Source organism: Brevibacterium sp. K72 (assembly GCF_050562175.1).
Lineage (GTDB): Bacteria > Actinomycetota > Actinomycetes > Actinomycetales > Brevibacteriaceae > Brevibacterium > Brevibacterium casei.
In genome coordinates, this window is the sequence record NZ_CP191582.1 from 1047007 (window position 1) to 1072630 (window position 25624).

The window sequence follows — 25624 nt, forward strand, 5'->3', positions numbered from 1 at the left end:
ATGTACGCATTCATCTGGCGGCTCCTGCCCGGACCGTGGTTCGTCAAGCTCGTCTTCGCGCTCATCCTCATCGCCGCGGTCGTCCTCCTCCTCATGCAGTACGTCTTCCCGGCCGTCGCACCCTACATGCCGTTCAACAACGCGACCGTCACCGACGAAGGCGCGTGATGACCTCGATCCTCGTCGTCGACAACTACGACAGCTTCGTCTACACCCTCGTCTCCTACGTCCGCGAGCTCGGTGCGAAGGCGGACGTCATCCGCAACGACGATCTGGGCGCCGAGGCGGCCGTGGAGCTGGCGCGCGGCTACGACGGGATCCTGCTGTCCCCGGGTCCCGGTGTGCCCGCCGAATCCGGCGTGTGCCCCGACCTCATCCGCTGGGCCGCCGAGGCGGGCAAGCCCCTGTTCGGCGTGTGCCTCGGCCATCAGGCCCTCGGCGAGGTGTTCGGGGCGACCGTGACGCATTCGCCGGTCCTCATGCACGGCAAGACCTCGGTCATCACCCATGAGGGTCAGGGCGTCTTCGCCGGATGCCCGTCTCCGCTCACGGTCACCCGCTACCATTCGCTGGCGATCGTCGATGAGACGATCGACCTCGAGACCTTCGCCGTGACCGCGCGCACCGCCGACGGCGTCGTCATGGCCATCGAGCACCGCACCGCCCCGCTCCACGGCGTCCAGTTCCACCCCGAATCGGTGCTCACCGAATCCGGGTACCTCATGCTCGGCAACTGGCTCGAAGTCTGTGGGCTCGCCGGCGCCGCCGAGCGTGCTGCGTCGATGTCGCCGCTGGCCAGCGCGATCACGTCTCCGTCACCGGCAGAGCTTTCCCGTCACCGGCCGAGCGCTTAGGATCGGTTCCACACTCATCCAGACCGTCCACCGGCGGTCGCCAGCGAGAGGAATCCCCATGCCCGAGCCCAGCTACATCCCGACCGAGCCGTATCGCGAACTCACCGTGTTCGAGGCCCAGCCGGTGCCCACGGTCGTCGTCGAGGCGCAGGGCCATCCGATGGACGAGCTCCCCGCCCTCTTCGACGCCGTCTTCTCGCGCCTCTTCCCCGCCCTCGCCGAGGCGGGCGTGGAGCCTGCCGGGCCGGCGTTCTCGCTCTACACGCGCCCGCCCACGGACACCGTCGACATCCAGGTCGGGGTTCCCGTCGCCACGGGGCTGAGCCAGGCGCTCGATCTCGGGGACGACCTCACCGCGATTCCCGCCGAACTGCCCGGCGGGTCGATCGGGGCGATCTCCCACCTCGGCGGGTTCGACGGCCTCGCCGAGGCGTGGAACGCGCACATGCAGGCCCTGGTGGCCGCTGGACACCATCCGGACATGCCGTTCTTCGAGGTCTACGTGACCGAGCCGAATCCGGAGATGGACCCGGCGGATCTGCGCACCGACCTCTTCGTCACTCTCGGCTGAGACTCAGTCGCGGCCGTTGCCGTTGCCGTTGTTGCCGCGACGGCCGTCGGACCAGCCGTCGAACCACGACTCCCCGCCGCCGACGGCCCCGTCGGTCTCGGTGCCGCCGCTGCCGTTGTCGTTGCCGTCGCCGCCGGCGTCATCGGACGGTGAGGTCGGGATGCCGCCGGGGACCGACGGGATCGTCGGGGTGGGCTCCGGGGGCTTCTTCGCCACGGTCACGGTGATCTCCGACCCCTGCGCCACGTCGGTGCCGCCGGGCGTCGACTGCTCGTAGACCTTGCCCTCCTCCTGGTCAGCCGTCTCGACCTCCTCGACCTTGCAGCCGAGTTTGTAGTCGTCGCCCTTGAGCGTGTTGCACGCTTCGTCGGCGGTCTGACCGGTGACGTCGGGGACCTTGACCATGCCGGAGGAGACGACGAGGTCGACGTTCGAGTCGACATCGACCTTCTCGCCCTCGCCGGGCTTCGTCTCGATGACGACGCCCTTCTTCACGTCCGGGGAGTTCTGGGTGATGTGCGTGCCGGCCTGGAGCTTGGCGTCCTTGAGGATCTGGCGGGCCTCCTCCTCGGTCTTGCCGGCGACCTCGGGGATCGAGACGCTCTCCGGACCGAGGGAGACGAGGAGTTTGACCTGGCTGTTCTCCGGGATGGACTGCCCGGCGGCGGGATCGGTCGAGATCGCCTTGCCCTCGTCGACCTCGGTGCTGTACTGCTCCTCCGGGGTGACTTGGAATCCCTGATTGCGCAGCTGCGCCTCGGCGGCGTCCGCGTCGAGCCCGGCGACATCGGCCACCTGGACCTGGACGATCTCCGGTGGCTTGTTGATCTCGTACACCCACAGGGCGAGTGCGGCGAGAGCGAGGAGGACGAAGATGCTGCCGATCCAGATCCACGCCTTCGACCGCTTCTGCGGGGGGCGCTCCTCCTGCCGGTTCATGATCGTCGAGACCGGACCCGTCTCGGGGGCCGACTCGTAGTCCGCGGGGTAGACCTGAGTGCCCGTGGGAGGCCCCATCATCCCGGCTCCGGCACCTGCTCCGGCGGCGGCGAAGGCCTGAGTGCGGTCCTCGTCACCGCCGTCGATGCTCAGCGGTCGGCCGTCGCGGGCGGCCAGCACGTCCTCACGGAAGGTGTAGGCGTCCTGGTAGCGCTCGTCGCGGTCCTTCTGCAGGGCATGGAGGACGAGGCGGTCGACCTCGGGCGGGATGGTGGGGTTGTAGAAGCTCGGGGGCTGCGGGGTCTCCCCGACGTGCTGGTAGGCCACGGCGAGCTGGGAGTCGCCGACGAACGGGGGCCGACCGGCGAGGAGCTCGTAGAGGAGGCACGCGGTCGAGTAGAGGTCGGAGCGGGCGTCGACGACCTCGCCGCGCGCCTGCTCGGGGGAGAGGTACTGTGCGGTGCCGACGACGGACTGCGTCTGCGTCAGCCCGCTGTTGTCCTTGAGCGCCCGGGCGATCCCTAAGTCCATGACCTTGATGTCGCCTTCGGGGGTGAGCATGACGTTCGCCGGTTTGATGTCGCGGTGGACGATGCCGTTGCGGTGCGAGTACTCGAGCGGGGCGAGGACTCCGGCGACGACGTTGAGCGCCTCGTCGACGGTGAGGGTGCCGTGCTCGTTGAGGACCTCTCGCAGGGTCTGGCCTTCGACGTACTCCATGACGATGAAGGGAACGGAGACGCTCGAGCCGCCGGATTCGACGAACTCCTCCTCCCCGGAGTCGTAGACGGCGACGATGCCGGGATGGTTGAGACCGGCAGCGGACTGCGCCTCGCGCTTGAGGCGGGTGTGGAATGACGGATCGCGCGCAAGATCGGACCGCAGAAGCTTGATCGCGATGCGCCGCCCCAGACGGGTGTCGACGCCCTCGTGCACCTCTGCCATGCCCCCACGGCCGAGGAGGGTACGGACTTCGTACCTCTCCGACAGCACTTTGGGCTCAGTCATTTACTTCCTCCGCGTGATTCACCCCGTTCGAGGTGGTTGCTCAGCAATTCCTCAAGTCTACTGTTGGTCCGTCCGAACGGTTCTCAACCCTCGGTCCCGTTCGCCTCGGTGGTACCGCCCTGTCCGCCGCCCCGGCCCGAGTTGCCGTTGGCGTTCGCACCGCTGCCGGTGGTGGCGTTCGCGTTTGAGCCGGTCGACGTCTCCGAGTCCGTGGACGAGCCGCTGTCCGTGTTCGCGCCCGACTCGGAGCCCGAGTCCGACCCCGACTCGGAGCCCGAGTTCGAATCGGAACCGGAGTTCGAGTCGCTGCTCGACCCGGAGTTCGAGCCCGAGTTCGACCCGCTCCCGGAGCCCGAGTTCGAGCCCGTATCGGAACCGGAGGACGAGCCGGAGTCCGACCCTGAGTCGGACCCGGAGGTCCGCGTCGGGCGGGGTGCCGGCTCCTCGGCGGGACCGCTCGAGATGTAGAGGGTGACGGTGTCGCCCTCGGTGAAGGTGTACCCGCCGCCGTCGGCCTCGCCGACATCAGCGACTGTGCCCGCAGCGCGATTCGAATCGATCGTCTCGGTGTCGACCTGGAGGCCGAGGCGTTCGAGGTTCGCCGTCGCCGACGACTCGGACTGGCCGATGTAGTCGCTGCGGTCGATCTCGATCTCCTGCGGGGCCTGCGAGGTCGTCGGAGCGCTCGTGCTCGGAGTCGGCGTCGGCTCCCCGCGGCCTCCGAGGAAGAACCAGAGGAGGGCGCCGACGGCGATGAGGGCTGCGATCGCGAGGACCCAGATGAGGATCTTCCCGCGCTTCGACTTCCGATCGTCGACCTCGTCGTCCCGACCGCCTGGATCGTTGGGGTCGACCGCGGCACCGTAGCCCGTGCCGGGTCCGCCTGGCCCGGCCGGACCGTCGGCACTGTAGACGCGGGTGGCGTCGTTGCTCGAGGTCGCAGGCAGCACCTGCGTCGAGGGTACGGGCTCGGGGTCGTTGAAGACCTGGGTGAGCGCTTCGGAGGCGGCATTGCCGTGACGCATCTGCGGCAGGACGGCTTCGGCCCCGGCGATGTCGCCTGCGGCGATGAGTCCGGCCGCCTTGGACACGGCCATCGCGTCATCGGGACGACGCTCCGGCTTCTTCTCGAGCAGGGAGTCGACGAAGCGGCGGACCGGTTCGGACACGGTCGTCGGCAGCGGCGGATGCTGCTGGTTGACCTGGGCGATCGCGATCGACACCTGCGAGTCGCCGGTGAAGGGACGCTGGCCCGCGAGTGCCTCGTAGGCGATGATGCCGAGCGCGTAGAGGTCGGAGCCGGGACCCGAGCCCTTGCCGGTGGCCTGTTCGGGAGCGAGGTACTGGGCGGTGCCCATGACCTGGCCGGTCTTTGTCAGCGGCGCCTGGTCGGTGACGCGGGCGATGCCGAAGTCGGTGATCTTCACCCGGAAGTCCGGGGTCATGAGGATGTTGCCCGGTTTGATGTCGCGGTGGACGACGCCGGCCTTGTGGGCGGCGCCGAGCGCCTGCGCTGCCTGCGCGACGATGCTCAGCGTGTCCTCTTCGGAGAGCGGGGCGCTGCGCTCGATGATCGTCGACAGGGGCTCCCCGGGCACGTACTCCATGACGAGGTAGGGCGAACCGTCCTCGTCGCCGTAGTCGTAGACCCCGGCGATGCCGGGATCGGAGACCCGGCCCATGTTCTGCGCCTCGGCGCGGAAGCGGGCGAGGAACGTCGAGTCGGAGAGGTACTCCTCCTTGAGGATCTTCGCCGCGACCTCGCGGCCGAGCACCGAGTCGACGCCCTTCCAGACCTCGCCCATGCCGCCCACGGCGATGCGTGAGGTCAGGGTGTACCGGTTGCCCAGCTGGGTGCCTTCGCTCGGCCTCATTTGTCGACCACCGCTTCCATCATGTCCTTGGCGATCGGTCCCGCGACCGTCGCTCCGTATGCTTCACTGCCCGCGTTTCCGCCGTTCTCGACGACGACCGCGACGGCGATCTTCGGATCGTCGGCGGGGGCGAAGGAGATGAACCAGGCGTGGGGCGCTGCGCCCTGCTGATGCTGGGCGGTGCCCGTCTTCGCTGCGACCTTGGTGCCGGGGATCTTCGCCACCGAGGCGGTGCCGTCGGTGACGACGCCCTCCATCATCGTCGTCAGCTCGTCCGCCGTCTGTCCGGAGACCGGCCGTGAGAGCTCGGTGGGGCGGGTCTCCGTGATCGGTTCGAGGGTGTCGGCGTTGAGCACGCGGTTGACGAGCTGGGGCTTCATCATCGATCCGCCGTTCGCGATCCCTGCGGTCATCATCGCCATCTGCAGCGGCGTCGACCGGACCTCGTACTGTCCGAGCGAGGACTGCGCGAGCTGGGGCGGGTTGAGGTCGGAGGGGAACGTCGAGGGGGTCACGCTGAGCGGGATCTCGAGGTCCTTGCCGAAGCCGAACTTGCTCGCCTGCTCGGCGATCGTGTCCTCACCGAGGTCCATGCCGAGCGAGGCGAACGAGGTGTTGCACGATTCGGCGAGCGACTGCGCGAGCGTGGGTCGCCCACCGCCGCGGCATGCGCCGGCATGCGAGTTGCTGATCGTCGCCGTCGTCTGCGGCAGATCGAGGGTCGCGGGGCCGTTGAGCTTCGAGTCGGGGGTGTAGTCCCCGGACTCGAGGGCGGCAGCGGCGACGAGGACCTTGAAGGTCGATCCGGGCGGGTAGAGGTTGCCGCCGATCGCGCGGTTGTAGGCGGGGTTGTCGGGGGCGTTGTCGAGCTTCTCGAACGCGGCCCTGGCCTTCTTGGGGTCGTGGCTGGCGATCGGGTTGGGGTTCCATCCGGGGGTCGAGGCCATCGCGAGGATCTTGCCGGTCTTCGGGTCGAGGGCCACGGCGGCGCCGGTCTGGTTCCCGAGGCCGTTCCACGCGGCTTCCTGGACCTTGGGGTCGATGGTGAGTTCGACGGCCGCACCGCGGGGCTGCTCGCCGGTGAAGATGCTGCCGACCTTGTCGTAGAAGAGGGCATCGGACTCGCCGGAGAGGTACTCTCCGGCAGCGCGCTCCATGCCGGAGGCCCCGGAGACGATCGAGTAGTAGCCGGTGACCGCCGCGTAGGCGCGCGGGTCGAGCCCGTCGGAGCCGTACTTGCGCTGGAACTTGTACTTGTCGTCGACGGGTTCCGAGTACGCGATGGGGGTGCCGTCGACGAGGATCGGTCCCCGGTCGCGGGAGAGCTGGTCGAGGATCTGCCGCGTGTTGAGCGGGTTGGTGTTGAGCGACTCCGCCGTGATGAACTGCACCCAGCTCGTCGACGCGAAGAGCAGGGCGAACATGACGAATCCGACGACGCCGATGTGTGTGAGTGACTTCTTCATCGTTCACCTCCCTGGGTGCGCTCGCGGGTGCTGAGGTTCGTCGTCACAGCTTCGTCGGCGGGGCCGTTGTCAGTGGGGCTGTTGTCGGCAGGGCCGTTGCCGACAGGGCTGTTGTCGGCGGGGTCCTCCGGTCCCTCGTCCGCCTTCTTCCTCCGCCGAGGCGGGGCGTCGGGGTCCTCGGTGATCCGGAGGACGCCGGTGTGGAACTCCTCGACCGGGCGGCGGGCGTTGTCGGACATCCGGAGCAGGAGGGCGATGATCACCCAGTTCGCCACCAGTGAGGATCCGCCCTGGGCGAGGAACGGCGTGGTCAGGCCCGTGAGCGGGATGAGGCGGGTGACACCGCCGACGACGACGAAGACCTGGAGGGCGATCGTGAAGGCCAGTCCCGTGGCGAGCAGGGTGCCGAAGCCGTCCCGCAGCTTCTGTGCGGTCCGGATGCCGCGTTCGAAGATGAGGAGGTAGCAGAGCAGGATGACGAAGAGACCGGCCATGCCGAGCTCCTCGCCGAAGCTCGCGTAGATGAAGTCGGATTCCGCGTAGGGGACCATGTTCGGTCGTCCTTCGCCGAGTCCGGTGCCGACGAGGCCGCCGTTGGCCATCCCGAAGAGCCCTTGGACGAGCTGGTAGGAGCCGCCGGGGGTCTTGTTGAACTCCTCCGGGGTGAGTGCGCCCAGCCAGCCGTCGATGCGCTGCTGGACGTGGGAGAAGAGGAGGGTGGCGATGACGGCGCCGGCGGCGAAGAAGCCGAGGCCGAGGATGATCCACGAGACCTTCGACGTCGCGACGTAGAGCATCGCGACGAAGAGGCCGAAGAAGAGCAGCGAGGTGCCGAGGTCGCGCTCGAAGACGAGGATGCCGACGCTGGCGACCCAGGCGATGATGATCGGGCCGAAGTCGCGCAGGCGCGGGAAGCGGATGCCGAGGATCTTCGGTCCTGCGAGGACGAGCTGGTCGCGGAAGCTCACGAGGTAGCCGGCGAAGAAGATCGCCAGGAGGATCTTCGCGATCTCACCGGGCTGGAACGACAGCGGCCCGATGCCGATCCAGATCCGTGCGCCGTTGATCGTCCGTCCGAGTCCCGGGACCAGGGGGAGGAGGAGGAAGAAGAGTGCGAGGAAGCCGGAGACGTACGTGTACCGGCGCAGCCAGCGGTGATCGCGGAGGAGGACGAGGACGGCCACGGCCAGGCCCACTCCGAGGGTCATCCAGATGAGCTGCTGGGTGGCGCTGTCGAGGAACTCGCTGCGGCCGAGGTCGACCCGATGGATCATCGCGAGTCCGAGTCCGTTGAGGAGGACGGCGATGGGGACGAGGACGGGGTCGGCGTACTTCGCCTTCCACCACACGACGACGTGGAGGATGACGGCCAGGGCCGCCAGCCACGCCATGTACTGGTAGATGTCGGTGGGGACCTCGTCGTCGACGCCGAGGCCGACGAGCGCGTAGGCGCTCGACGAGGCGGCGATCGCGAGGATGAGCAGACCGAGCTCGGCCAGGCGGTAGGGCCTGGGCCGGGCTGCCTGGGAGACGGAGTCCGAGGTCACTGCGACTCCTGGGTGATCGCGTCGCTGGGCTCCGCGCTCTGTCCGTCCGGCGGCGAGGGCGCAGGGTCGCTCGGGTTCGTCGCATCCTCGGCGTTGCCGGAGACGGTGCCGGAGTTCGCGGCCTCCTGGCGGAGGTTGTCGATGATCCGGTCGGCCTCCTCCCGCGAATCGGCCTGGATCGATCCGCGCAGGCGGTCCTGGGAGAACGTGTTGAGCGCTTCGACCTGGATGTCGGTCGTGTCCTCGAGGCGGCTGAGTGCGATGGGACCGAGCGTCGTGTCGAGGCCCCGGTAGAGGGTGACGCGGCCGCCGTCGTTCGTCAGGTAGTAGTGGTTGCTGATGTAGTTGTACGCGAAGAAGCCGCCGACGGCGAGGGCGATGATGACGATGCCGGCGATGATCCATCCGAGGTACGAGCGTTTCTCACCCTCGTCGTCGCCGTCGAGGTCATCTCCTTCGCTCGTCTCGGCCTCGGTGTCGACGGCGGTGCGCACGGACCCGGCGGGCACCTCGGCGGTGGGCTCCTGACCGGTCTCACCGGGAGCCGAGGCATCGGTGACGGTCTGCAGGGGAACGGTGTCGGTGGGGACGTCGCCGCCGCCGAAGTCGTGCTGGGCGGTGGAGGCCTCGCCCTCGGGGCGCGTTCCGATCGTCGCATACTGGGGGTTGACGTGGACGGAGCCGACCGCGATGCCCTGCGGGACGTCGACGCTGCCCTCGATGACATCGCCGATGACGACGGTGACGTTGTCGGCGCCCCCGCCGGCGAGGGCGAGGTCGATGAGCTGACGGCACGCCTCGTCGGGGTCGGCCACCTCGGCGAGGACACGGGTGATGTCGCCGAGGTCGGCGAAGCCGGTGAGCCCGTCGGAGCAGAGCAGCCAGCGGTCGCCGACGTAGGCCTCGCGCAGGGAGAGGTCGAGGTCGGGGGAGGTGCCGACGTCGCCGAGGACCTTCATGACCACGGAGCGCTGCGGGTGGGTGTCGGCTTCGTCGGCGGTGATGCGGCCTTCGTCGACGAGCATCTGGACGAACGTGTGGTCGTGGGTGACGGGGTGGAGTTCGCCGTCGCGGTAGACGTAGCCGCGCGAATCGCCGATGTGGGCCAGCGCGAACCGGTTGCCGGGCGCCCGCAGGAGCGCGGTGACGGTCGTGCCCATCCCCGCGAGCTCCGGCTGCTCGGCGACGCCGCGGCAGATGCGGTCGTTGGCGTCGAGGATCGAGGCGCGCAGGAGTTCGAGGGCGTCGTCGCCGGCGACGCCGTCGTCGAGTTCGGCGAGCCGGGCCACGGTGATCGCCGAGGCGACGTCGCCGCCGGCGTGACCGCCCATTCCGTCCGCAATGAGGAGGAAGTTCGGACCCGCGTAGCCGGAGTCCTGGTTGTTCTTGCGCACGAGCCCGGTGTGCGACCGAGCGGCGGAGCGGAGGGTGATCGTTCCGTCGGTCGTCACGATTGGGTCTCCAACGTCGTATGGCCGATGGTGATCTGGTTGCCGATGCCGAGATCGAAGGGCGCGGTGATCTTCGAGCCGTCGACGAAGGTGCCGTTCGTCGAGCTGAGGTCCTCGAGCACCCATGCGCCGCCCCGGGCGATGATGCGGGCGTGATGGCTCGAAGCGAAGTCGTCGCCTATGACGATCGTGTTGTCAGGGGCGCGGCCGAAGGTCACCGGTGCGCCGGAGAGGATGAGCGAGGTGCCGGCGAGCGGTCCCGCGGTGACCCGGATCGAGCCGGGGTTGGCCCGCGGCGGAGCGGGGGTCGGTCGCGGCTGCGGGGCGGGCCGGCTCGGGGCAGGGGCCGACTGCCGCGCGGAGTCCTGCGAGTTCTTGGCCTTTCGGGGCTTGTGTGTGCCGCGCTTGGCTCCGAAGATGTCCCGTCGCAGCACGCCCGCCACCCCGAAGACGAAGAGCCAGAGGATGACGAAGAAGGCGAACCGGAAGACGGTGACGGTGAATTCGCTCACAGAGAGTCCTGTTCGGTGTAGCGCACCTCGGCGTCTCCCGCCGTGAGCACGTCACCGTTGGTGAGGTTGGCCGAGGTGAGTTTGCGTCCGTGGAGCAGCGTGCCGTTGGTCGAGCCGAGGTCGTTGGCCACGGCGTGGTCGCCCTCGACGACGATCTCGAAGTGGCGCCGGGAGACGCCGGGATCGTCGATGACGAAGTCCGAGCTGTTCGACGAGCGGCCGAAGACGTTCGCCCCCTGGCGCAGCGGGTACGTCCGCCCGTCGATCGTCACACTCGCCTCGATGGTCCGCGACCGGGCCGGAGCGGCCGGGCGGATCGGCGTCGAGGAGCGTGCCGGCTCGGGAGTGCGGTGCCGCTGGGCGACGGGGCGCGGGCCGGAGCTCGGCGCGGGTTCGACGATGCTGTGGGACCGGGAGGCCGGGTCGTAGCCGCCGCGGTTGGCCGGCTGCGCGGCCGGGGAGCCGTCGGGGCGCTGCGTCGAGGAGACGACGCGGTACATTCCGGTGTCGAGGTCGTCGGCCTCGACGAAGTCGACGGAGACGGGTCCGACGAAGCTGTAGGCCTGCTCGATCGCGTGATCGCCGATGACCTGGCGCAGGTCGGCGCGCAGCTCGGTCTCGATGCCGGAGAGGCGCTCGAAGTCGGCGGGCGAGAGTTCGATCGTGTAGTGGTTGGCCGTGAGTGTGCGGCCGCGGGAGACGACGGCGGCCTTGTTGTCGGCCTCGCGGCGCAGTGCTCCGCCGAGTTCGACGGGTTCGACCTGCGAGCGGAAGGCCTTCGCGAAGGCGCCGTTGACGACGTTCTCCAGTCCCCTCTCGAAGCGATCGAGAATCCCCATGGCACCTCCTCAAGTCCAAGTCCGTCGTTGTCGTGGTCGGGTTCGCGGTCGAACCCGGGCACATGGTCTGTCCTGCGCTTCTGTACGGGCGTGCCCTGCTCCGACGGCGGGCGCCGTTTCGGGTACACCAACACCCAATCCTAACGCGGAGGCGGCCTCAACTCACGTTCGAAGCGCGAGAGGGACCCACCTCGGCGAGGATTCACCGTGTGCGTTCAGCCTGGCAGGACGGGCGGGACGGCACCTGAGAGCACCGAGGTGACTGATCGGTCGATGAGGAAGGATGCGACGCCCGCCGAGGAGGTCACAGGGACCCGCGCTCACCCGCCGGTGCGCGGAATGCAGGGGTCGGGCCGGGCTCCTGTGGGGTCTCACGGAGGGAGTGAAATGTGAAGGTCGCCACGTTCGGCCCGTTCCGAGCCTCTGCGGGTTTCCGGATCGGTCGCCCGCGATGATAGAGTCTTCTCTTGTTCGCGCGAGTGGCGGAATTGGTAGACGCGCTGGCTTCAGGTGCCAGTGATCGCAAGGTCGTGGGGGTTCAAGTCCCCCCTCGCGCACCAGCGGACGAGAGCCCCTCATCGGGATTCCGGTGAGGGGCTCTTCGCGGGTTATAGGACAGAAAGTGTGTCTTTTCCGGGCGCGTCACCCGCGTCGTCCTCCCCACCCCTTCTGGATGCCGATGCCGTCTTCCCACGAGAACCCTGTCCCGTACTCCACCGGTCCGATCGGCTCCTCACGAGGAGCACGCACACGCTTCGGCGGTGCCCAATGCTCCGGCCCGACCAAGGACCACCCCGTCCCGGCCTGATGAGACCTCTCGAAGAGGAACCAGTCCACCCCACGCCGGGCATGCCCCTCACTCAACCCGCGGTGTGCCCGCAGCAGTCCTTTGATGCCCGCATTGATCCCGCCTTCTAACGCGTTCGTCGTCCGCGCGAGCTCGATACCCTCGTCAGCGGCATCCAACCAGGTGAACAAGTGTCCTTTCGCGATGATCCGTGAGAGGAAGAAATACGCTCGACGGGTCCGCAGATGCGTGTACCACCACGACTGTCCACGACGGACATGCGCCGGCCTCGCACCAGCGTCTTTGGCCCTGGTGCGGTGTTTGAGGAACCTTGACCACTTCGCCTCCCACGACGCGAACGCCGCCAACCACGCTGCTGCTTGATCGCGGGAGTCAACCCGCGGCAGCGCCTGGTACAGGCGCAACAGTTCCTGGTTGGCCGGCAAGCTCGGATTCCGGGTCAGGTGCCGGTGTCCGGCCTGCCGGATATGGAAGAAACACCGTTGGATGCGGGTATCTGGCCACAGCGTCTCGATCACAGTGGTCAAAGGACCGTTGCCATCGACGACGGCGTATCTCGGGGCAGGGATACGGGCGATCAACGCCGTCCAGGACGCGGTCTTCTCCCGATCACACCACTGCCAGTGAATGACCTTCTCCCCGGTGTAGGCGATGAGGACGCACCACCCGTTGAAATAGGTGCCATCGAGCATGATCTGGTCATGGATCTCCCCAGTCGCTGACACGGTCGGGGCGATTCGCCAGCACCATTGAGTGCGGCGGCGGAAGGTTCGGGTCGACCCGAAGTGATCGACAGCCGTCTGTGGTGCGGGACCGAGTAGCCAGTCGAGGAAGACCCGCAGCTCGGTTCTTCGTGTCGATACGGCCCGTGTACCGGTGCTGCTGGCCCCGCAGTTCGGGCACCGGTACCTCGGTGTACCAGCACTGGTCGTGCCGTTCTTCTTCAGCCTTGTTTGACAGATCACGCATGTACGTCGATTGCAAGCACCCCATCGATGCTAAGCCCGATCAGCTAAGCAAACCGGGTATTGCCGTTGGGATTGCTGGGCACGAGCCTGATCCGAGACACACTTTCTGTCCTATAGCCCCTCTTCGCGTGTCCGGATCACCCGGGCCAGGGGCACACGGTCCGGGCCGCCGGGATCAGTGCCGGCCGAATCAGGGCCAGAACCACCCGCGGGTGAGGACGAGGTTGACGGCGACGAGGACCGCGAGGAGGACGAACCCGCCGAGGTGGGGCCACCGGAACTGCGGGGCGGTCTCCGCACCGGCCCCGGGACGGAACATCATCGACACCGGCGCGAACACGCCGATCGCTGCGGCCCCGGCGAGGACCGCGGTGACGGCGCCGGAGTCGTCGATGGGGCTGAGGACGACGTAGAGCGCCATGAGGGCGAGCAGCACGCCGGTGCCGAGCAGCCACGCCCACACGGCCATCGCCGTGCGATCACGGTCGCTGGCGGCGAGCTCGCGGATCGGGGCGGCGAACGCCCACGCCGTGAGCGGCAGGCCCAGCCAGCCGATGACCGTGGCGGCGATGAAGGCGCCGGGAGGCAGACCGAGCAGGGTGAAGGCCTGCGCGGTGTCGCCGGCGGGCATGAGGGCGGTGACCTGGAGGTAGCCGAGACCCTCCTGGATGCTCGTGAAGATCGTCCACAGCCACACGAGACGCCAGAACGGACGGTTCCGGAACGGTGTCAGTGCGCGATCGACGATGACCCCGATGACACCGGTGACGAAGCTGAAGACGGGGCCGGCGAGGAGGGTGAGGACGTGGGGCTCCGGCGGCGGCGCCGGGGTGTAGTCGACTCCGAACGGCAGCTGCTGCGGGTGGTAGCCGAGCAGGGCACCCATGACCGCGTGACCGGTCTCGTGGAGGAGGATCATGATCGTCGCGCCGATGACGAAGGCGAGGCTCGCGCCGAGGATCAGTCGGCTGCGGTGACTCGCAGTGGGTCGTTGCTGCGAAGTGTCCATGCCTGCATCTTCGCACCGCTCCGGCCTGCGCAAATGCTACGATTCGGTGAATTCGCAGCGGTTCGGGTCATTCGGCTGCGGTTCTGCGGCTCAGGTCACCGGGCGCTCGGCTCAGGTCACCGGGGCCTCGCGTTCTGCTCAGCGCTCCGCCTGTGCGCAGCGCTCTCCCTCCGCACGGAACCGGGGGTGCGGCCGTTCGCGCGGGTGAAGGCGCGGCTGAATGCGGCCTCCGAACGGTAGCCGAGCTCTCCGGCGAGGCGGGCCGCGGTGACGTCGGTCTCGCGCAGGCGGGACTCGGCGATGCTCATCCGCCAGCGGGTGAGGTAGGCGATCGGGGCCTCGCCGACGAGCTCGGCGAACCGCGCTGACAGCGACGACCGGGACATCCCGGCGACCCTGGCGAGCCGCTCGAGCGTCCACTCGTGGCCCGGGCATGCATGGATGGCCTCGATGACCCGGCCGATGCGCTCGTCCTGGAGGGAGCGCAGCCACCCGGCGCTCGCCTCGGCGTCGGAGTTCATCCACGAGCGGATCGCCTGGACGACGAGGACGTCGGCGAGCCGGGTCGCCACGGTCTCCGCGCCCGGCTGCGGGTGGGCGAGTTCGGCAGCGATGAGTCGCAGGGTCTCGCGCACCGAGGAGGCGACGGCGGCCGAGTCCCCGCCGACGTGGAGGACGGGCGGAAGGGCCCGCATGAGTTCGCGTGCGGCCGGATCGTCGAAGGCGACGACCCCGCAGATGAGCGTCGTGGTCCTCCCCGGTCCGCCGTAGCGCAGGCGGGAGTAGCTCTCACTGAGGTAGTCCTGGGGGAGCAGGTCGACGCGGGGTCCGCGCGGGGAATCGGGGTCGCTGAGGAGGTCATGGCCGGCCCCGTGCGGGACAAGGGCGAGATCACCGGCGGCGAGTTCGACGAGGGTGGATCCGTTGGAGCCTGCCCCCGGCAGACGGAGCCAGCATGTGCCGGCGATGAGGACGTGGAAGCTCAGCGAATCGGGGATCGCGGGCATCTCGAGCGACCACGGGTCCCCGAACTCGGCATGGCAGTAGAACGTCGACCGCATCCGCAGGTTCGCGAGCGCGCGCGCGAGCCGGTCGTCCGCACCTCCCGGCGTGGGCACGGTGCCGGTGCTCCGGGGGACTGTGTCCATTCTGCTGGGGCCTGTCGCCATGACCGCATCGTCGCACACGATCCCACCGATCGTCTGCGGTTCTCGGACGATCGAGCAAGAAGTGCGGTCGTTCGGGCATGGATCGACCGAGAGGTGCTCAGTAGCGTCAGAGGTGCAGGCTGAACGGTTCGCAGAGCGGACGAGCAGCCACGGAGCAGCCACAGAGCAGAAGGGGAGAGACCATGTACGTCATCGCAGGAGCAACGGGACGCGTCGGATCGGCCACCGCGAGGGCCCTGCTCGCGGCAGGGGCCGAGGTCCGCGTCATCGTCCGCCAGGACACCGACGCGGCCGTGTGGGAGGAGGCCGGCGCCGAGGCGGTCGTCACCGCCCTCGACGACGAGGAGGGTGTGGCTGCTGCGCTGAACGGAGCCGCGGGGTTCTTCGCCCTGCTCCCGTTCGACCTCGGTGCCGACGACCTCGACGCCCACGCCGACCGGCTCATCGCCTCCATCGCCGCAGCCGTGGCCCGGGCAGCCGTGCCCCATGTCGTCATGCTCTCCTCAGGAGGCGCTGACCTGACGACGGGCACGGGCCCGATCACGGGACTCCACCGCCTCGAGGAGGCGCTGCGGGCGACCGGAACGAGGCTCACCGCACTGCGCTCGGGGCACTTCCAGGAGAAGGTCGCCGACGTCATCGACCTCGCCCGGGCCACCGGGCTCTACCCCGTCTTCGCCTCCTCCGCCGAGGTGCCCGTGCCCATGGTCGCGACCCGCGACCTCGGTGCGGCCGCCGCCCGGGCGCTGCTCGAGCCGCCGGAGACGAGCGAGACCGTCGACGTCATCGGGCCCACCCGGTCCGAACAGGAGGTCGCCGAGGTGCTCGGGCGCGGTCTCGGCCGTGAGCTCACCGTCGACCTCGTTCCCGCCCCCGCGTGGGCGGGTGCCCTGACCGAGGCAGGCTTCCGTCCGCACGTCGCCGAGAGCCTCGCTGAGCTCTACCGCGCCGACGAGGCGGGACTCCTCGCCCCGCGCGGGGACCGGTCGGTCACGGTGACCACGACGATCGAGGAGACGATCGCGGGACTCCTCGGCGCGGGCGGGACGGATCCCGGGGCAGGGGAACGGTCATGACCACGGCACTGCTCGCCGCCTCGGCGGTCGTCCTCAACGGACTCCTCGCGGGACTCCTCTTCGCGTTCGTCTGCGCGGTCTCCCCGGCCTACCGCCGGCTGAGCGACGAGGAGTTCGTCCGCGGATTCCGCGCCGTCAACGAGGCGATCCTCGGGCCCTCGTTCCTCGTCGTCTTCTTCGGGGCCCCGCTCACGGCGCTCGCCGCCGCGGTGGTCGGCTCGGTCGAAACGGGCACCGTGCCGCTCCTCTGGGTCGGGGCTGCCGGGTCGCTGGGCTCCCTCATCATCACGATGACGGTCAACGTCCCGCTCAACACCCGACTCGTCCGAGCGAGGATCGAGACCGCCGCTGACTGCGCGGCTGCGCGCACGGGCTTCGAGGCGAGGTGGAACCGCTGGAACCTCATCCGGTGCTGGGCCAGCGTCGTCGCCGCACTCGGGTTCGCGCTCGCCCTCGCACTCGGGTGAGGCTGCGCCGGAAGCAGCGCTGTTCCGGACCAGGATTTGTGCCGGAATCGACTCTGTGCCGGAATCGGAACAGCGCCGGAAGCTCTGAGAGCGGATTCGGGGATAGATTCGCTTCCATGTCCTCGAGTCGTCCCACTGTCTGCACGATCACCGCGCTTGCCGTCGCACTCCTCGTGCTCTCCGCCTGCACTCCCGATCCGAATGATCCGGACCTGCCGCCCGAGGCGGATCTGCAGCTGACCCCGCACGGCGATGCGGGCACGTGGCTCGACGATGCGTACGCGGCCGGGTTCGTTGACCAGTACGCGACGCCGAACGAGGTCTGCGCCGTGACCGACGATGTGGTCGTCGAAGTCGAACGAGGCATCGGCGGTGGCGCGACGGTGATGGGCAGACAGCTGCGCGGCGGGGGGATCCTCTGGGAGATCGACGATGCGACCTGCGGGCGGGGAGCTCTGCTGCCGGAGAATCCGGAGTCGACGGTCCCGGCCGCCGCCTCGGCGAGTGTCGTCGTCGGGACGCAGTGGCTGAGCGCGAAGCGAGCCTGGAGCCTCTTCGACCCGGCGACGGGAACCGAACGGCAGGCACTGGGGTTGGGGGCCGAGGTCTCGAGCGTCCGCCCGTTGGCCTGGGCGGGTGCCGGCGTCGTCGTCCAGACCGACAGCAACGACGTCGTCGGCCTCGAGCTGGGAACCAGCGGGGAGCGCGGCGACGAGGTCTGGCGTCAGCCCATCGCCTCGGGTGCCGAGGTGACCGTGCTCGGCGACGATCACCTCGGCGTCACCCAGGTGTCGGTGAACCGGGTGTCGGTCATCGACATGGCGGCCGGGGAGAACGTCCTCTCGAAGCCGGTGCCCGACGCCTCAGAGATCACGTGGGCAAGCGACGGATATGTGGAGAACGTCCAGGAGACCGACCCCGAGTACGCGTACTTCGACCTGCGCGGCAACGAGATCGACCGGACGAAGGGCGTCTCGCAGTACCCGTTCGTCCCGTCTCCCCGCGACGGGGTGACCTTCCCCATCGCCGACCATCGGAAGGCGGGTGCCGTCGTCGGCGTGAGCGCCGCCGGGACGCCCGCCCTCTTCCAGGACGAACGGCAGCGCGACTTCACGCAGACCGGTGAGATCGAGGACCTTCCGGGCAGCATCATCGGACTCCTGGGAGTGAGCGCCGACGGCTCGCTGCTCCTCTTCGACCGGGGACCCGACGGCCTTGTCCTCCTCGACGAGACGGGTGCCGAGGTCGGTGAATGGCCGCTGGGGTACTCGGAGCTGCGCATCGAGTCCGGCCTCATCATCGTCTCTGGCACCTCGGGGACCGCGGTGCTCCTCCCGCCAGCCTGAGACGGTCTCGCCGCGTCAGGGCCGCCCAGTAGGGTGGGTCTATGCCCTCCGAGACCGCGCCGACTCCCGCGTGGACGGTGCTCGGGCGCGCGGAATCGGAGGCGGACGCGCCCATGATGCGCGACCACCGGGTCACGGTCGTCGACCTCGGACCGGACGGTGAGGAGATCGGGAGGACGACCCTCGCCGAGGCGGCCCTGCCCGACCTCGTCCGCGACCGTGAGGGCGGTGCTGGGTCGGGAGCCCCTGAGGGGGCGGCCTCCTTGTCAGACGGACGGTCGACGCCACCGCCGAGGTGGGTCGTCAGCGACACCCCGAAGTGGTATCCGGCGCTCCTCGCGGCAGGGGTGCGCATCGACCGCGCCCATGACCTCCGGCTCGCCCATGCGATCCTCGCCCGATCCTCCCTCGTCACCGACCGCTCGGCACTCACCGCGGCAGACGAATGGGACGCGGGGCCCGTCACGGCACCCGCCGTCGGACAGGCCGAGACCCTCTTCGACGTCGCGGGAGGTCGCGGACGCCCGAAGGAGGTCCCGCACGGCATCGACGCCGCGCTCACCGAATTCGCCCGCCAGCAGGCGGCGCTCGAGACGGCGACCGACCCAGGGCGGCTGCGGCTCCTCCTCGCCGCGGAGTCCGCGGGCGGCCTCGTCGCCGCGGAGATGCACGCGGCCGGCGTGCCCTGGGACGTGACCGAGCACGAGCGGATCCTCGAGGACCTCCTCGGTCCGAGGCCCGCCGCCGGGGCGAAGCCTGCGAAGATGCTCGCCGCCGCCGAGGAGGTCCGCACCGCCCTCGACGACTCGCGGGTGAGTCTTGACTCCCCGACCCGACTGCTCACTGCCCTGCGCAACGCCGGGATCAACGTGTCCTCGACGGCGAAGTGGGAGCTCGCCGAATCCGACCACCCGGCGATCGAACCGCTGCTCCGCTACAAGCGGATGGCACGGCTGCTCTCGGCCAACGGCTGGCACTGGCTCGCCGAGTGGGTGGCCGAGGGCCGCTACCGTCCCGTCTACGTCCCCGGCGGCGTCGTCACCGGCCGGTGGGCGGCGAGCGGCGGCGGGGCACTGCAGATCCCGCGCCAGCTGCGCCCTGCGCTGCGCGCCGATCCCGGGTGGCGGCTCATCTCCGCCGACGTCGCCCAGCTCGAACCCCGGGCGCTCGCCGCGATGTCCGGCGACCGGGCGATGGCCGAGGCCGGGTCCGGCCGCGACCTCTACTCCGGTCTCGTCGACGAGGGCATCGTCGCCACGCGGCAGGAGGCGAAGATCGCCGTCCTCGGCGCGATGTACGGGTCGACGACCGGGGAAGCCGGGCGCCTCGTGCCCCGACTGCGCCAGTCCTTCCCCGCGGCGATGCATCTCGTCGACTCCGCCGCCGAGGCGGGACGGACCGGGGGAGTGGTGACGACGTGGCTCGGGCGGACCTCCCCGGAGCCCGGTGAAGGCTGGCGCCGGGTCCAGTCCCGGGCCGACCAGGTCGATGCGACCACCGCCGATGAGAACCGCGCACGCCGGGCCGCCGGCGACCAGGGGCGCTTCACCCGCAACTTCGTCGTCCAGGGCACCGCAGCCGAATGGGCGCTCGCGTGGCTGGCCGACCTCCGGCAGCGCCTGGCCGCACTGCCGGAGATCGACGATTCGCCCGCGACCGCCTCGGGTCCGGCCTTCTCACGACGCGCCCACCTCGTCTTCTTCCTCCACGACGAGGTCATCGTCCATGCCCCGGAGGCGCACGCGGATGCCGCAGCGGACGCGATCCGGGAGGCGGCTGCCTCGGCGGGCAGGCTCCTCTTCTCCGGTGCCCCCGTCGATTTCCCCCTCGACCTCACGATCGGGGAACGGGCGGCGGCGAAGTAGGGCCACGGGCCTTGACGCAGGGGGACATGTCAGCGGCAGGATGTAGTGTGTGCGGAGTCCGCACGAACCCCTGTCTCGAGCACTGGAGGAACCCATGTCGATCACCGTCAAGGCACTGCAGAAAACCGGACCTGATCAGCCGTTCCGCGTCGCCGAGATCGACCGCCGCGACCCGCGCCCCGACGACGTCGTCATCGACATCAAGGCGGCGGGCATCTGCCACAGCGACATCCACACGATCCGCAACGAGTGGGGCGAGGCGAGCTTCCCGCTCACCGTCGGCCACGAGATCGCCGGCGTCGTCTCCGCCGTCGGATCCGAGGTCACCGAGTGGAAGGTCGGCGACCGCGTCGGCGTGGGTTGCCTCGTCAACTCGTGCGGCGAATGCGCCGAATGCCTCGCCGATCAGGAACAGAACTGCCTGCGCGGCAATGTCGGCACGTACAACTCGACCGACGTCGACGGCACGATCACGCAGGGCGGCTACGCGGAGAAGGTCGTCGTCAACGAGCGCTTCGTGCTCCGCATCCCCGAGAGCCTCGACTTCGACGTCGCCGCCCCGCTGCTGTGCGCGGGCATCACGACCTACTCGCCGCTTCACCGCTGGGGTGCCGGCGAGCTCAAGGACGGGGCGCCGAAGAAGGTCGCGGTCCTCGGGCTCGGCGGACTCGGGCACATGGGTGTGCAGATCGCCGCGGCGATGGGCGCCGAGGTCACCGTGCTCTCCCGGAGTCTGAAGAAGGAGCAGCTCGCGATCGACCTCGGGGCCACGCGGATGCTCTCGACAGCGGAGGAGGACTTCTTTTCCGACCACCGCGGCGAGTTCGACCTCATCCTCAACACGATCAGCGCGGACATCCCCGTCGATAAGTACCTGCGGCTCCTCGCTCCGCGCGGGGTCATGGCCGTCGTCGGCCTCCCGCCGGAGAAGCAGGAGCTCTCCTTCGGTTCGCTCATCGGCGGCGGCAAGGTGCTCGCCGGGTCGAACATCGGCGGCATCGCCGAGACCCAGGAGATGCTCGACTTCTGTGCCGAGCACGGCATCGCCGCCCAGATCGAGACGATCGGCATCACCGAGGCGGATTCGACCTACGACCGTGTCGTCGCCGGTGAGGTCTACTTCCGCGCCGTCATCGACATTGCGACGCTGAACGACGCCGAGGTGGAACCCGCACTCTGAGGCTGGGGCGCTTCGGCGCCGGAGTGCCGGTCAGAGCCTTCAGCGCCGATCAGAGCAGCGTCGCCGCCGACGCGAGGAGGGCGAAGGCGGCGACGATGACGGCGACGCGGACGATGTGGAGCCGGTCCCACCGCCCGACCTGCTCCCGCCAGTCCGCGGGATGGGACTCGGCGCTCCACGTCCGGGTGCGGTTGTTGATCGGGACGAGCAGGGCCACAGACATGATGACGCTGCCGGCGAGGAGCACAGCGGCGAGACCGGCCGTCCACGCCGATGCCGAGCCTCAGGTCAGCGCCGCGAACGCGCCCGTGAGCGCGAGCGAGGCGATGTACCACACGGGCATCACCGCCCCGAGCATGCGGGCACCGTCGGCTCGGGCCGTCAGCGACGGGCCGGCGGGCAGGCGCAGGGTGATCGGATTGACGACGACGGCGACGGCGAGCTCGACGCCGACCATGATGCCGACGATCGTCGTCGCGAGGATTCCGAGAATGACGTCCACGGTGCGGTCCTTCCAGTGACATGTGCTGGTGCTGGTGTGATCGCGTGTGCTGGTTCGGGTTCGCGCTCGTGTGCTGCCTCGAGTGTTCTTCGGCGCCTTCGATCGAGCCATGCTCACAATCTAGCAATGCTAGGAATTCTATCATTGCTAGAGTAGGGCGGGACGGACAGCGGCGCAAGGGAATCGAGGGAGGCTGGCGGTGACGGACAGACAGACACGACTCGACGAGCGGCGTGCCGCGATCCTCGCGGCCGCCCGCACAAGCGCGGACTCCTCAGGCTGGTCGGCGGTGACGACTCGGCGCCTCGCCGAGGCGATCGGCTATTCGCAGCCCGTCCTCTACGGCCACTTCCCCGGAGGCAAGGCCGAGATCATGCGCACCGTCGCCCTCGACGGGTTCACCGACCTGCGGCAGCGGTGCCAGGCGGCGATCGAGACGGCGGGCGCTGAAGCTAGACCCGATTCGCGTGGGGTCGTCGAGGCGCTCGCCCACGCCTACCTCGATTTCGCCGACGCGCACCCCGCCGTCTACGAGGCGATGTTCGCCGAGCCGATCGGCGCGCGCTTCGCCGAAGCGGACAACGAACCCGAGCTCAGGGACACCTTCACGGTGCTTGCCGACGTCATCGGCGAGGACACCGCGACCGAGGTCTTCTGGGGTGCCCTGCATGGGATGAGCCTGCTCGAGCGCGCCGGACGGATGAAGACCGCGGACCGGGCTCGGCGGGTCGCCGACCTCAGCGCGCGCTTCGCGTGAGGCCTCGTGCCGTCATGCGCCGGGGCGGACCGGACCCAGAGGCCCGCCCGGTCACCGGTCCGTCTCAGGATCGGCCCGTACTCTGACGGGGATGAGAGGCTATAGGCAGCGCGTGCGCACGGTTCCTATGGGCCTGCTCATCCTCTACACCGCGTTTATCGCCCTCATCACCCTCACCCCGCAGCAGCTCGACACGTCGCCGGGGTCACCGATCGCCCGCCTGCTCGCCTTCTTCGCCTCCCATGAGGCGACGGAGTGGCTGAGCTACGAGCGGGTGGAGATGCTTGCGAATGTCGGACTCTTCGTGCCCTTCGGGTTTCTGCTCGCATTCCAGCTCGGCGTGCGGCGCTGGTGGATCGGCTGGGTGGCCGGTGCCGCGTTCACCTGCCTCATCGAGGCCACGCAGCTCACCCTGCTCTCCCCGACGCGCTTCGGGACGATCAGCGACCTCGTGACGAACACGCTCGGCGCCGGGCTCGGAGCCGCGCTCGCGCTCCTCGTCATGCTCCTCCTGCCCAAGCGCGTCGAAAGGGAGCCCGCCGAATTCGCGGTGCGGTGAGCCGAGCTGACTCATGTCGCAGAGGTCAGCCCTTGGCGCCCTCGAACGAATCGATGCACCGATCGAGAGCCTCGCCGAGGCGTCGCCTGGCCTGCGGATCGAGTCCGCTGACCATGAGCGCCTCGACTTCCTCGACGCGCACGACCGCCTGAGCGAGGAGGTCCTCGCCCGCGGGTGTCAGAGTCGTCGGACGCGACCGGCCCGTGTCGACCGTCTCCGGACGGGTGACGAGCCCGCGGTCCTGGAGCCCGCGCAGGAGCGTATTCATCGCCTGCCGGGTGACGAACGCGCCGCGGGCGAGATCCGAATTCGACGCCCCGGGAGTCCGCTGGAGCAGTTCGAGGCACGCGTACTGGGGAATGGAGAGCTCAAGCGGACGCAGGACGTCGTCCATGTGCGCGCGCAGCAGGGACTGCAGGTGCTTGAGCTGATACCCGATCTTCGATTCGAGGCGCGGAGACTCTTGACTCATGTCAATATTCTGACATACATTCGCAGTGTCAGAAACCTGACATAGGAATCGAGCCGGTGCGAGAGCAGCGCCGTTCGAGACACGAGAGAGGACAGAGACCATGGATGTCACAGGAGTGGATTTCGTCGCCCTGCAGGTCCGCGACGTCGAGGCGTCGGCGGAGTTCTACACCGGCCGGCTCGGCCTCGAGCGCGCCGACGCCAGCCCGCCCGGGGCCGTCGTCTTCCAGACGACGCCGACCCCCTTCGCCGTGCGCGAGCCCCTGCCGGGGGTCGATCTCGACGCCGTCGAGCGGCCAGGAGTCGGTGTGGCGCTGTGGCTGGCCTGCGAGGACGCGGCAGGGCTGCATGACTCCCTCGCCGAGGCGGGGGTGCCGATCCTCCGGGAACCGGCCCCGAGCCCGTTCGGGCTCACCTTCACTTTCGCCGACCCTGACGGCTACGCGGTCACCGTCCACGAGGCGTCACCTCGGTGAGGGGAGGTAGGACTCAGTCGGACTCGCTGCGCGCGGTCGATCGGGGCTTCGGGACCCAGCAGGCCACCTCGGCGGAGTAGTCGTCGAAGTCGGCACCGAAGCGGTCGCGGAGGTCGGCCTCCTCGAGGGGGCGGATCATCCAGTTCCACAGCAGGGACCCGGCCAGGGCGTAGGCGATGACGAGCCATGAGTCGATGAACATGCCGATCGCCACGCCCTGGGCGACCCCGGCGACGGCCATCGGGTTGCGGAGGAAGCGGTAGGGGCCGTCGTCGACGAGACGGTTGGGCATCTCCGCGGGCAGGGGCGTGCCGCCGCCGTAGCGCGCCATCGTCACCGCCGACCAGATGCCGAGCGCGCTCGCGAGGACGAGGAGGGCGAAGCCGGCGAGGACGACGAGGACGGGGAACTTCACCTCGAGGCCCCAGCGCTCCTCGAGCGCGGAGATGATCCACGGGATGATGACGAGGAAGACGCCCCAGAAGCACACGAGCTGGATGCCGGTGCGCATGAGCAGGGAGCGCTCGTCCTCGGTCCGGGAGCTCGAGAACGCGAACGGACCGAAGAGGAGGCGTTCGGTCGGGATGCGGCCGGCGAGCATGAGGGCACCGGCGATCGTGCTCGCGACAGCGGCGGCGATCATCGCCACGGCACCGAGTCCCGCCTCGGTGGTCACCGTCGCGTAGACGGTCATGCCGAGGGCGACGAGGATCGTCCAGGGGACGACGACCCACACGGCCAGGCGGACGCCGAGGGCCACGGCCGCGGAGGCGAGAACGAAGAGTGGGATGTCGAAGACGGCGACGACGACCGGCTCGAGGGACCCGAGCGTCGCGGTGCGGATGCCGGGGACGGTGAAGACGCCGAACCACCATGCGGCTCCGGCGAGGGCCTGGAGGGCGAACCAGATCCGGGCGTGGGTGCGGGTGAGCGGCAGGTCCGTGGAGGGGCGGGTGTGCGGCATCGTCAGCTCCTCACGCCTCGATCGTGCCGGTGATGCGCACCGTCGTCGGGCCGCCGACCCAGATCGACGGGGCGGGGGTTGGGGCTGTTTCGGTGAGGGCTGCCTCGTCGGGGTTCGGGTCTGAGTCGCCCGGGGTCGGGCGCTCGGACCTGATGCTGATGACCCCGGCGCGGCCGATCGCGGTGCCCTGGGTCGCGGTGTAGGAATCGGGGACGAGGCCCTGCCCGATGAGCCACTGCGCGACCGAGGCATTGAGGCTGCCGGTGACGGGATCCTCGGCGACGCCGACGCCGGGGACGAAGGCGCGGACCTCGTAGGCGTGTTCGGAGCCTGCCGGGTGGGCGCCGACGACGCCGAGCTTCGTGTCCGGGATCGCCGAGAAGTCGGGGGTGAGGGCAAGGACCCTCTCCGCGGAGTCGAGGCGCACCGCCGCCCAGCCGGGACCGTTGTCGACCCACGCGTGGTCGAGGATCTCGGTCCGGTCGATGCCGAGCGCCGAGGCGATGGCTGCGACGTCGTCGTCGGCGAGCGGTCCGGAGCGGAGGAGCTCGGGAGCGGCGAAGGAGAGGTCGGCGGTGGTGGTCGTGCTGCTGTCGGGGCCGCTGCGGCGGAGGTCGACGAGGCCGACGCCGCACTCCTGGACGACCGTCGTCTCGCTGTGCGGGGTGCCGCCGGCTGCCAGCCATGCCGCGGCCGAGCCGAGCGTGGGGTGTCCGGCGAAGGGCAGTTCGCGGGAGGGGGTGAAGATCCGCAGGCGGTAGTCGGCCCGCTCATCGGTGGGCGGGAGGACGAACGTCGTCTCCGAGAGGTTCGTCCAGTTCGCGATCTGTGCCATCTCGTCGTCGGTGAGTCCCTCGGCGTCGAGGATCACGGCGACAGGATTGCCTCGGAAGGGCTCGCGGGAGAAGACATCGACCTGGGCGAACTCGCGACTGCGGGGCATGGG

26 protein-coding genes and 1 tRNA gene are annotated in these 25624 nt (G+C 69.5%); 12 read left to right on the forward strand and 15 right to left on the reverse strand.

The window, feature by feature from the left end; all coding sequences use genetic code 11:
- The 3 genes from ACQ1RG_RS04640 to ACQ1RG_RS04650 are packed head-to-tail and all read left to right on the forward strand — an operon-like array spanning position 1 to position 1425.
- Positions 1-168: a hypothetical protein gene (locus ACQ1RG_RS04640; RefSeq protein ID WP_040342208.1), complete on the forward strand. Its 168-nt coding sequence runs from the start codon at positions 1-3 to the stop codon at positions 166-168.
- The gene (locus ACQ1RG_RS04645; protein WP_063248784.1) at positions 168-854 is read left to right on the forward strand and encodes an anthranilate synthase component II; all 687 of its coding nucleotides are present in this window, start codon (positions 168-170) and stop codon (positions 852-854) included. The genes ACQ1RG_RS04640 and ACQ1RG_RS04645 overlap by 1 nt, the downstream gene beginning before the upstream one ends.
- 58 nt (positions 855-912) lie before the next feature.
- A complete protein-coding gene (locus ACQ1RG_RS04650; protein ID WP_009379827.1) occupies positions 913-1425 on the forward strand; it encodes a GyrI-like domain-containing protein in 513 nt (170 codons plus the stop codon).
- Between the two features lie 3 nt (positions 1426-1428).
- Here ACQ1RG_RS04650 and pknB read toward each other — a convergent pair whose 3' ends face one another.
- From pknB to ACQ1RG_RS04685, 7 genes are all read right to left on the reverse strand, one after another.
- The gene (gene pknB / locus ACQ1RG_RS04655) at positions 1429-3372 is read right to left on the reverse strand and encodes a Stk1 family PASTA domain-containing Ser/Thr kinase (RefSeq protein WP_430600595.1); all 1944 of its coding nucleotides are present in this window, start codon (positions 3370-3372) and stop codon (positions 1429-1431) included.
- 83 nt (positions 3373-3455) lie between these two features.
- A complete protein-coding gene (locus ACQ1RG_RS04660) occupies positions 3456-5246 on the reverse strand; it encodes a protein kinase domain-containing protein (protein WP_430600597.1) in 1791 nt (596 codons plus the stop codon).
- Entirely contained in the window at positions 5243-6712 is a 1470-nt protein-coding gene (locus ACQ1RG_RS04665; RefSeq protein WP_009379822.1) for a peptidoglycan D,D-transpeptidase FtsI family protein, read from the reverse strand. The genes ACQ1RG_RS04660 and ACQ1RG_RS04665 overlap by 4 nt, the downstream gene beginning before the upstream one ends.
- The gene (locus tag ACQ1RG_RS04670; RefSeq protein WP_009379820.1) at positions 6709-8259 is read right to left on the reverse strand and encodes an FtsW/RodA/SpoVE family cell cycle protein; all 1551 of its coding nucleotides are present in this window, start codon (positions 8257-8259) and stop codon (positions 6709-6711) included. Before ACQ1RG_RS04670 ends, ACQ1RG_RS04665 begins: the two co-directional genes overlap by 4 nt.
- Positions 8256-9710, reverse strand: coding sequence for a protein phosphatase 2C domain-containing protein (locus tag ACQ1RG_RS04675; protein ID WP_063248780.1), 1455 nt, complete (start codon positions 9708-9710; stop codon positions 8256-8258). The genes ACQ1RG_RS04670 and ACQ1RG_RS04675 overlap by 4 nt, the downstream gene beginning before the upstream one ends.
- The gene (locus ACQ1RG_RS04680) at positions 9707-10222 is read right to left on the reverse strand and encodes an FHA domain-containing protein FhaB/FipA (protein WP_009379817.1); all 516 of its coding nucleotides are present in this window, start codon (positions 10220-10222) and stop codon (positions 9707-9709) included. Before ACQ1RG_RS04680 ends, ACQ1RG_RS04675 begins: the two co-directional genes overlap by 4 nt.
- The gene (locus ACQ1RG_RS04685; protein WP_009379815.1) at positions 10219-11061 is read right to left on the reverse strand and encodes an FhaA domain-containing protein; all 843 of its coding nucleotides are present in this window, start codon (positions 11059-11061) and stop codon (positions 10219-10221) included. Before ACQ1RG_RS04685 ends, ACQ1RG_RS04680 begins: the two co-directional genes overlap by 4 nt.
- Positions 11062-11534: 473 nt before the next feature.
- Here ACQ1RG_RS04685 and ACQ1RG_RS04690 point away from each other — a divergent pair.
- Positions 11535-11621: transfer RNA gene (locus ACQ1RG_RS04690), tRNA-Leu, on the forward strand.
- 82 nt (positions 11622-11703) lie between these two features.
- Here ACQ1RG_RS04690 and ACQ1RG_RS04695 read toward each other — a convergent pair.
- From ACQ1RG_RS04695 to ACQ1RG_RS04705, 3 genes are all read right to left on the reverse strand, one after another.
- The gene (locus ACQ1RG_RS04695; RefSeq protein ID WP_144589524.1) at positions 11704-12834 is read right to left on the reverse strand and encodes an IS1249 family transposase; all 1131 of its coding nucleotides are present in this window, start codon (positions 12832-12834) and stop codon (positions 11704-11706) included.
- A 193-nt stretch (positions 12835-13027) separates the two neighbouring features.
- Positions 13028-13846, reverse strand: a complete 819-nt coding sequence (locus ACQ1RG_RS04700) for a hypothetical protein (protein ID WP_063248777.1) — start codon at positions 13844-13846, stop codon at positions 13028-13030.
- Positions 13847-13962: 116 nt separating this feature from the next.
- Positions 13963-14994 (reverse strand): cupin domain-containing protein, encoded by a 1032-nt coding sequence (locus ACQ1RG_RS04705; protein WP_131248228.1) that lies wholly within the window; start codon positions 14992-14994, stop codon positions 13963-13965.
- A gap of 203 nt (positions 14995-15197) precedes the next feature.
- Here ACQ1RG_RS04705 and ACQ1RG_RS04710 point away from each other — a divergent pair, with 203 nt between their 5' ends.
- From ACQ1RG_RS04710 to ACQ1RG_RS04730, 5 genes are all read left to right on the forward strand, one after another.
- A complete protein-coding gene (locus ACQ1RG_RS04710; RefSeq protein WP_131248227.1) occupies positions 15198-16091 on the forward strand; it encodes an NmrA family NAD(P)-binding protein in 894 nt (297 codons plus the stop codon).
- Positions 16088-16558 carry a DUF1772 domain-containing protein gene (locus ACQ1RG_RS04715; protein ID WP_063248776.1) on the forward strand — a complete coding sequence of 157 codons (471 nt, stop codon included), beginning with the start codon at positions 16088-16090 and terminating at the stop codon, positions 16556-16558. The genes ACQ1RG_RS04710 and ACQ1RG_RS04715 overlap by 4 nt, the downstream gene beginning before the upstream one ends.
- 116 nt (positions 16559-16674) lie before the next feature.
- Positions 16675-17904: a hypothetical protein gene (locus ACQ1RG_RS04720; protein WP_430600598.1), complete on the forward strand. Its 1230-nt coding sequence runs from the start codon at positions 16675-16677 to the stop codon at positions 17902-17904.
- A 41-nt stretch (positions 17905-17945) separates the two neighbouring features.
- Positions 17946-19769 (forward strand): bifunctional 3'-5' exonuclease/DNA polymerase, encoded by a 1824-nt coding sequence (locus ACQ1RG_RS04725; protein WP_009379807.1) that lies wholly within the window; start codon positions 17946-17948, stop codon positions 19767-19769.
- A gap of 94 nt (positions 19770-19863) precedes the next feature.
- Positions 19864-20949 (forward strand): NAD(P)-dependent alcohol dehydrogenase, encoded by a 1086-nt coding sequence (locus tag ACQ1RG_RS04730; RefSeq protein WP_009379806.1) that lies wholly within the window; start codon positions 19864-19866, stop codon positions 20947-20949.
- Positions 20950-20998: 49 nt separating this feature from the next.
- Here ACQ1RG_RS04730 and ACQ1RG_RS04735 read toward each other — a convergent pair whose 3' ends face one another.
- Together ACQ1RG_RS04735 and ACQ1RG_RS04740 are read right to left on the reverse strand one after the other, a co-directional pair.
- Entirely contained in the window at positions 20999-21172 is a 174-nt protein-coding gene (locus ACQ1RG_RS04735) for a DUF1772 domain-containing protein (RefSeq protein WP_240388922.1), read from the reverse strand.
- Positions 21173-21232: 60 nt separating this feature from the next.
- Positions 21233-21451, reverse strand: coding sequence for a hypothetical protein (locus tag ACQ1RG_RS04740; protein WP_240388921.1), 219 nt, complete (start codon positions 21449-21451; stop codon positions 21233-21235).
- Between the two features lie 199 nt (positions 21452-21650).
- Between ACQ1RG_RS04740 and ACQ1RG_RS04745 the strand changes: the two genes are divergently transcribed.
- Together ACQ1RG_RS04745 and ACQ1RG_RS04750 are read left to right on the forward strand one after the other, a co-directional pair.
- Entirely contained in the window at positions 21651-22208 is a 558-nt protein-coding gene (locus tag ACQ1RG_RS04745; RefSeq protein ID WP_063248772.1) for a TetR/AcrR family transcriptional regulator, read from the forward strand.
- Positions 22209-22299: 91 nt separating this feature from the next.
- On the forward strand, positions 22300-22767 hold the full coding sequence (locus ACQ1RG_RS04750; RefSeq protein ID WP_205772186.1) for a VanZ family protein: 468 nt from the start codon (positions 22300-22302) through the stop codon (positions 22765-22767).
- Positions 22768-22792: 25 nt separating this feature from the next.
- On the opposite strand, the gene ACQ1RG_RS04755 is transcribed toward ACQ1RG_RS04750, so the two are convergent.
- Positions 22793-23239, reverse strand: a complete 447-nt coding sequence (locus ACQ1RG_RS04755) for a MarR family winged helix-turn-helix transcriptional regulator (protein ID WP_063248770.1) — start codon at positions 23237-23239, stop codon at positions 22793-22795.
- Between the two features lie 100 nt (positions 23240-23339).
- On the opposite strand from ACQ1RG_RS04755, the gene ACQ1RG_RS04760 reads away from it, so the two are divergent.
- Positions 23340-23714: a VOC family protein gene (locus ACQ1RG_RS04760; RefSeq protein ID WP_197932193.1), complete on the forward strand. Its 375-nt coding sequence runs from the start codon at positions 23340-23342 to the stop codon at positions 23712-23714.
- 13 nt (positions 23715-23727) lie between these two features.
- On the opposite strand, the gene ACQ1RG_RS04765 is transcribed toward ACQ1RG_RS04760, so the two are convergent.
- Together ACQ1RG_RS04765 and ACQ1RG_RS04770 are read right to left on the reverse strand one after the other, a co-directional pair.
- Positions 23728-24678 carry a methyltransferase family protein gene (locus ACQ1RG_RS04765; RefSeq protein ID WP_009379801.1) on the reverse strand — a complete coding sequence of 317 codons (951 nt, stop codon included), beginning with the start codon at positions 24676-24678 and terminating at the stop codon, positions 23728-23730.
- A gap of 10 nt (positions 24679-24688) precedes the next feature.
- Positions 24689-25621 carry a PhzF family phenazine biosynthesis protein gene (locus tag ACQ1RG_RS04770; RefSeq protein WP_009379799.1) on the reverse strand — a complete coding sequence of 311 codons (933 nt, stop codon included), beginning with the start codon at positions 25619-25621 and terminating at the stop codon, positions 24689-24691.
- Positions 25622-25624 lie beyond the last annotated feature (3 nt).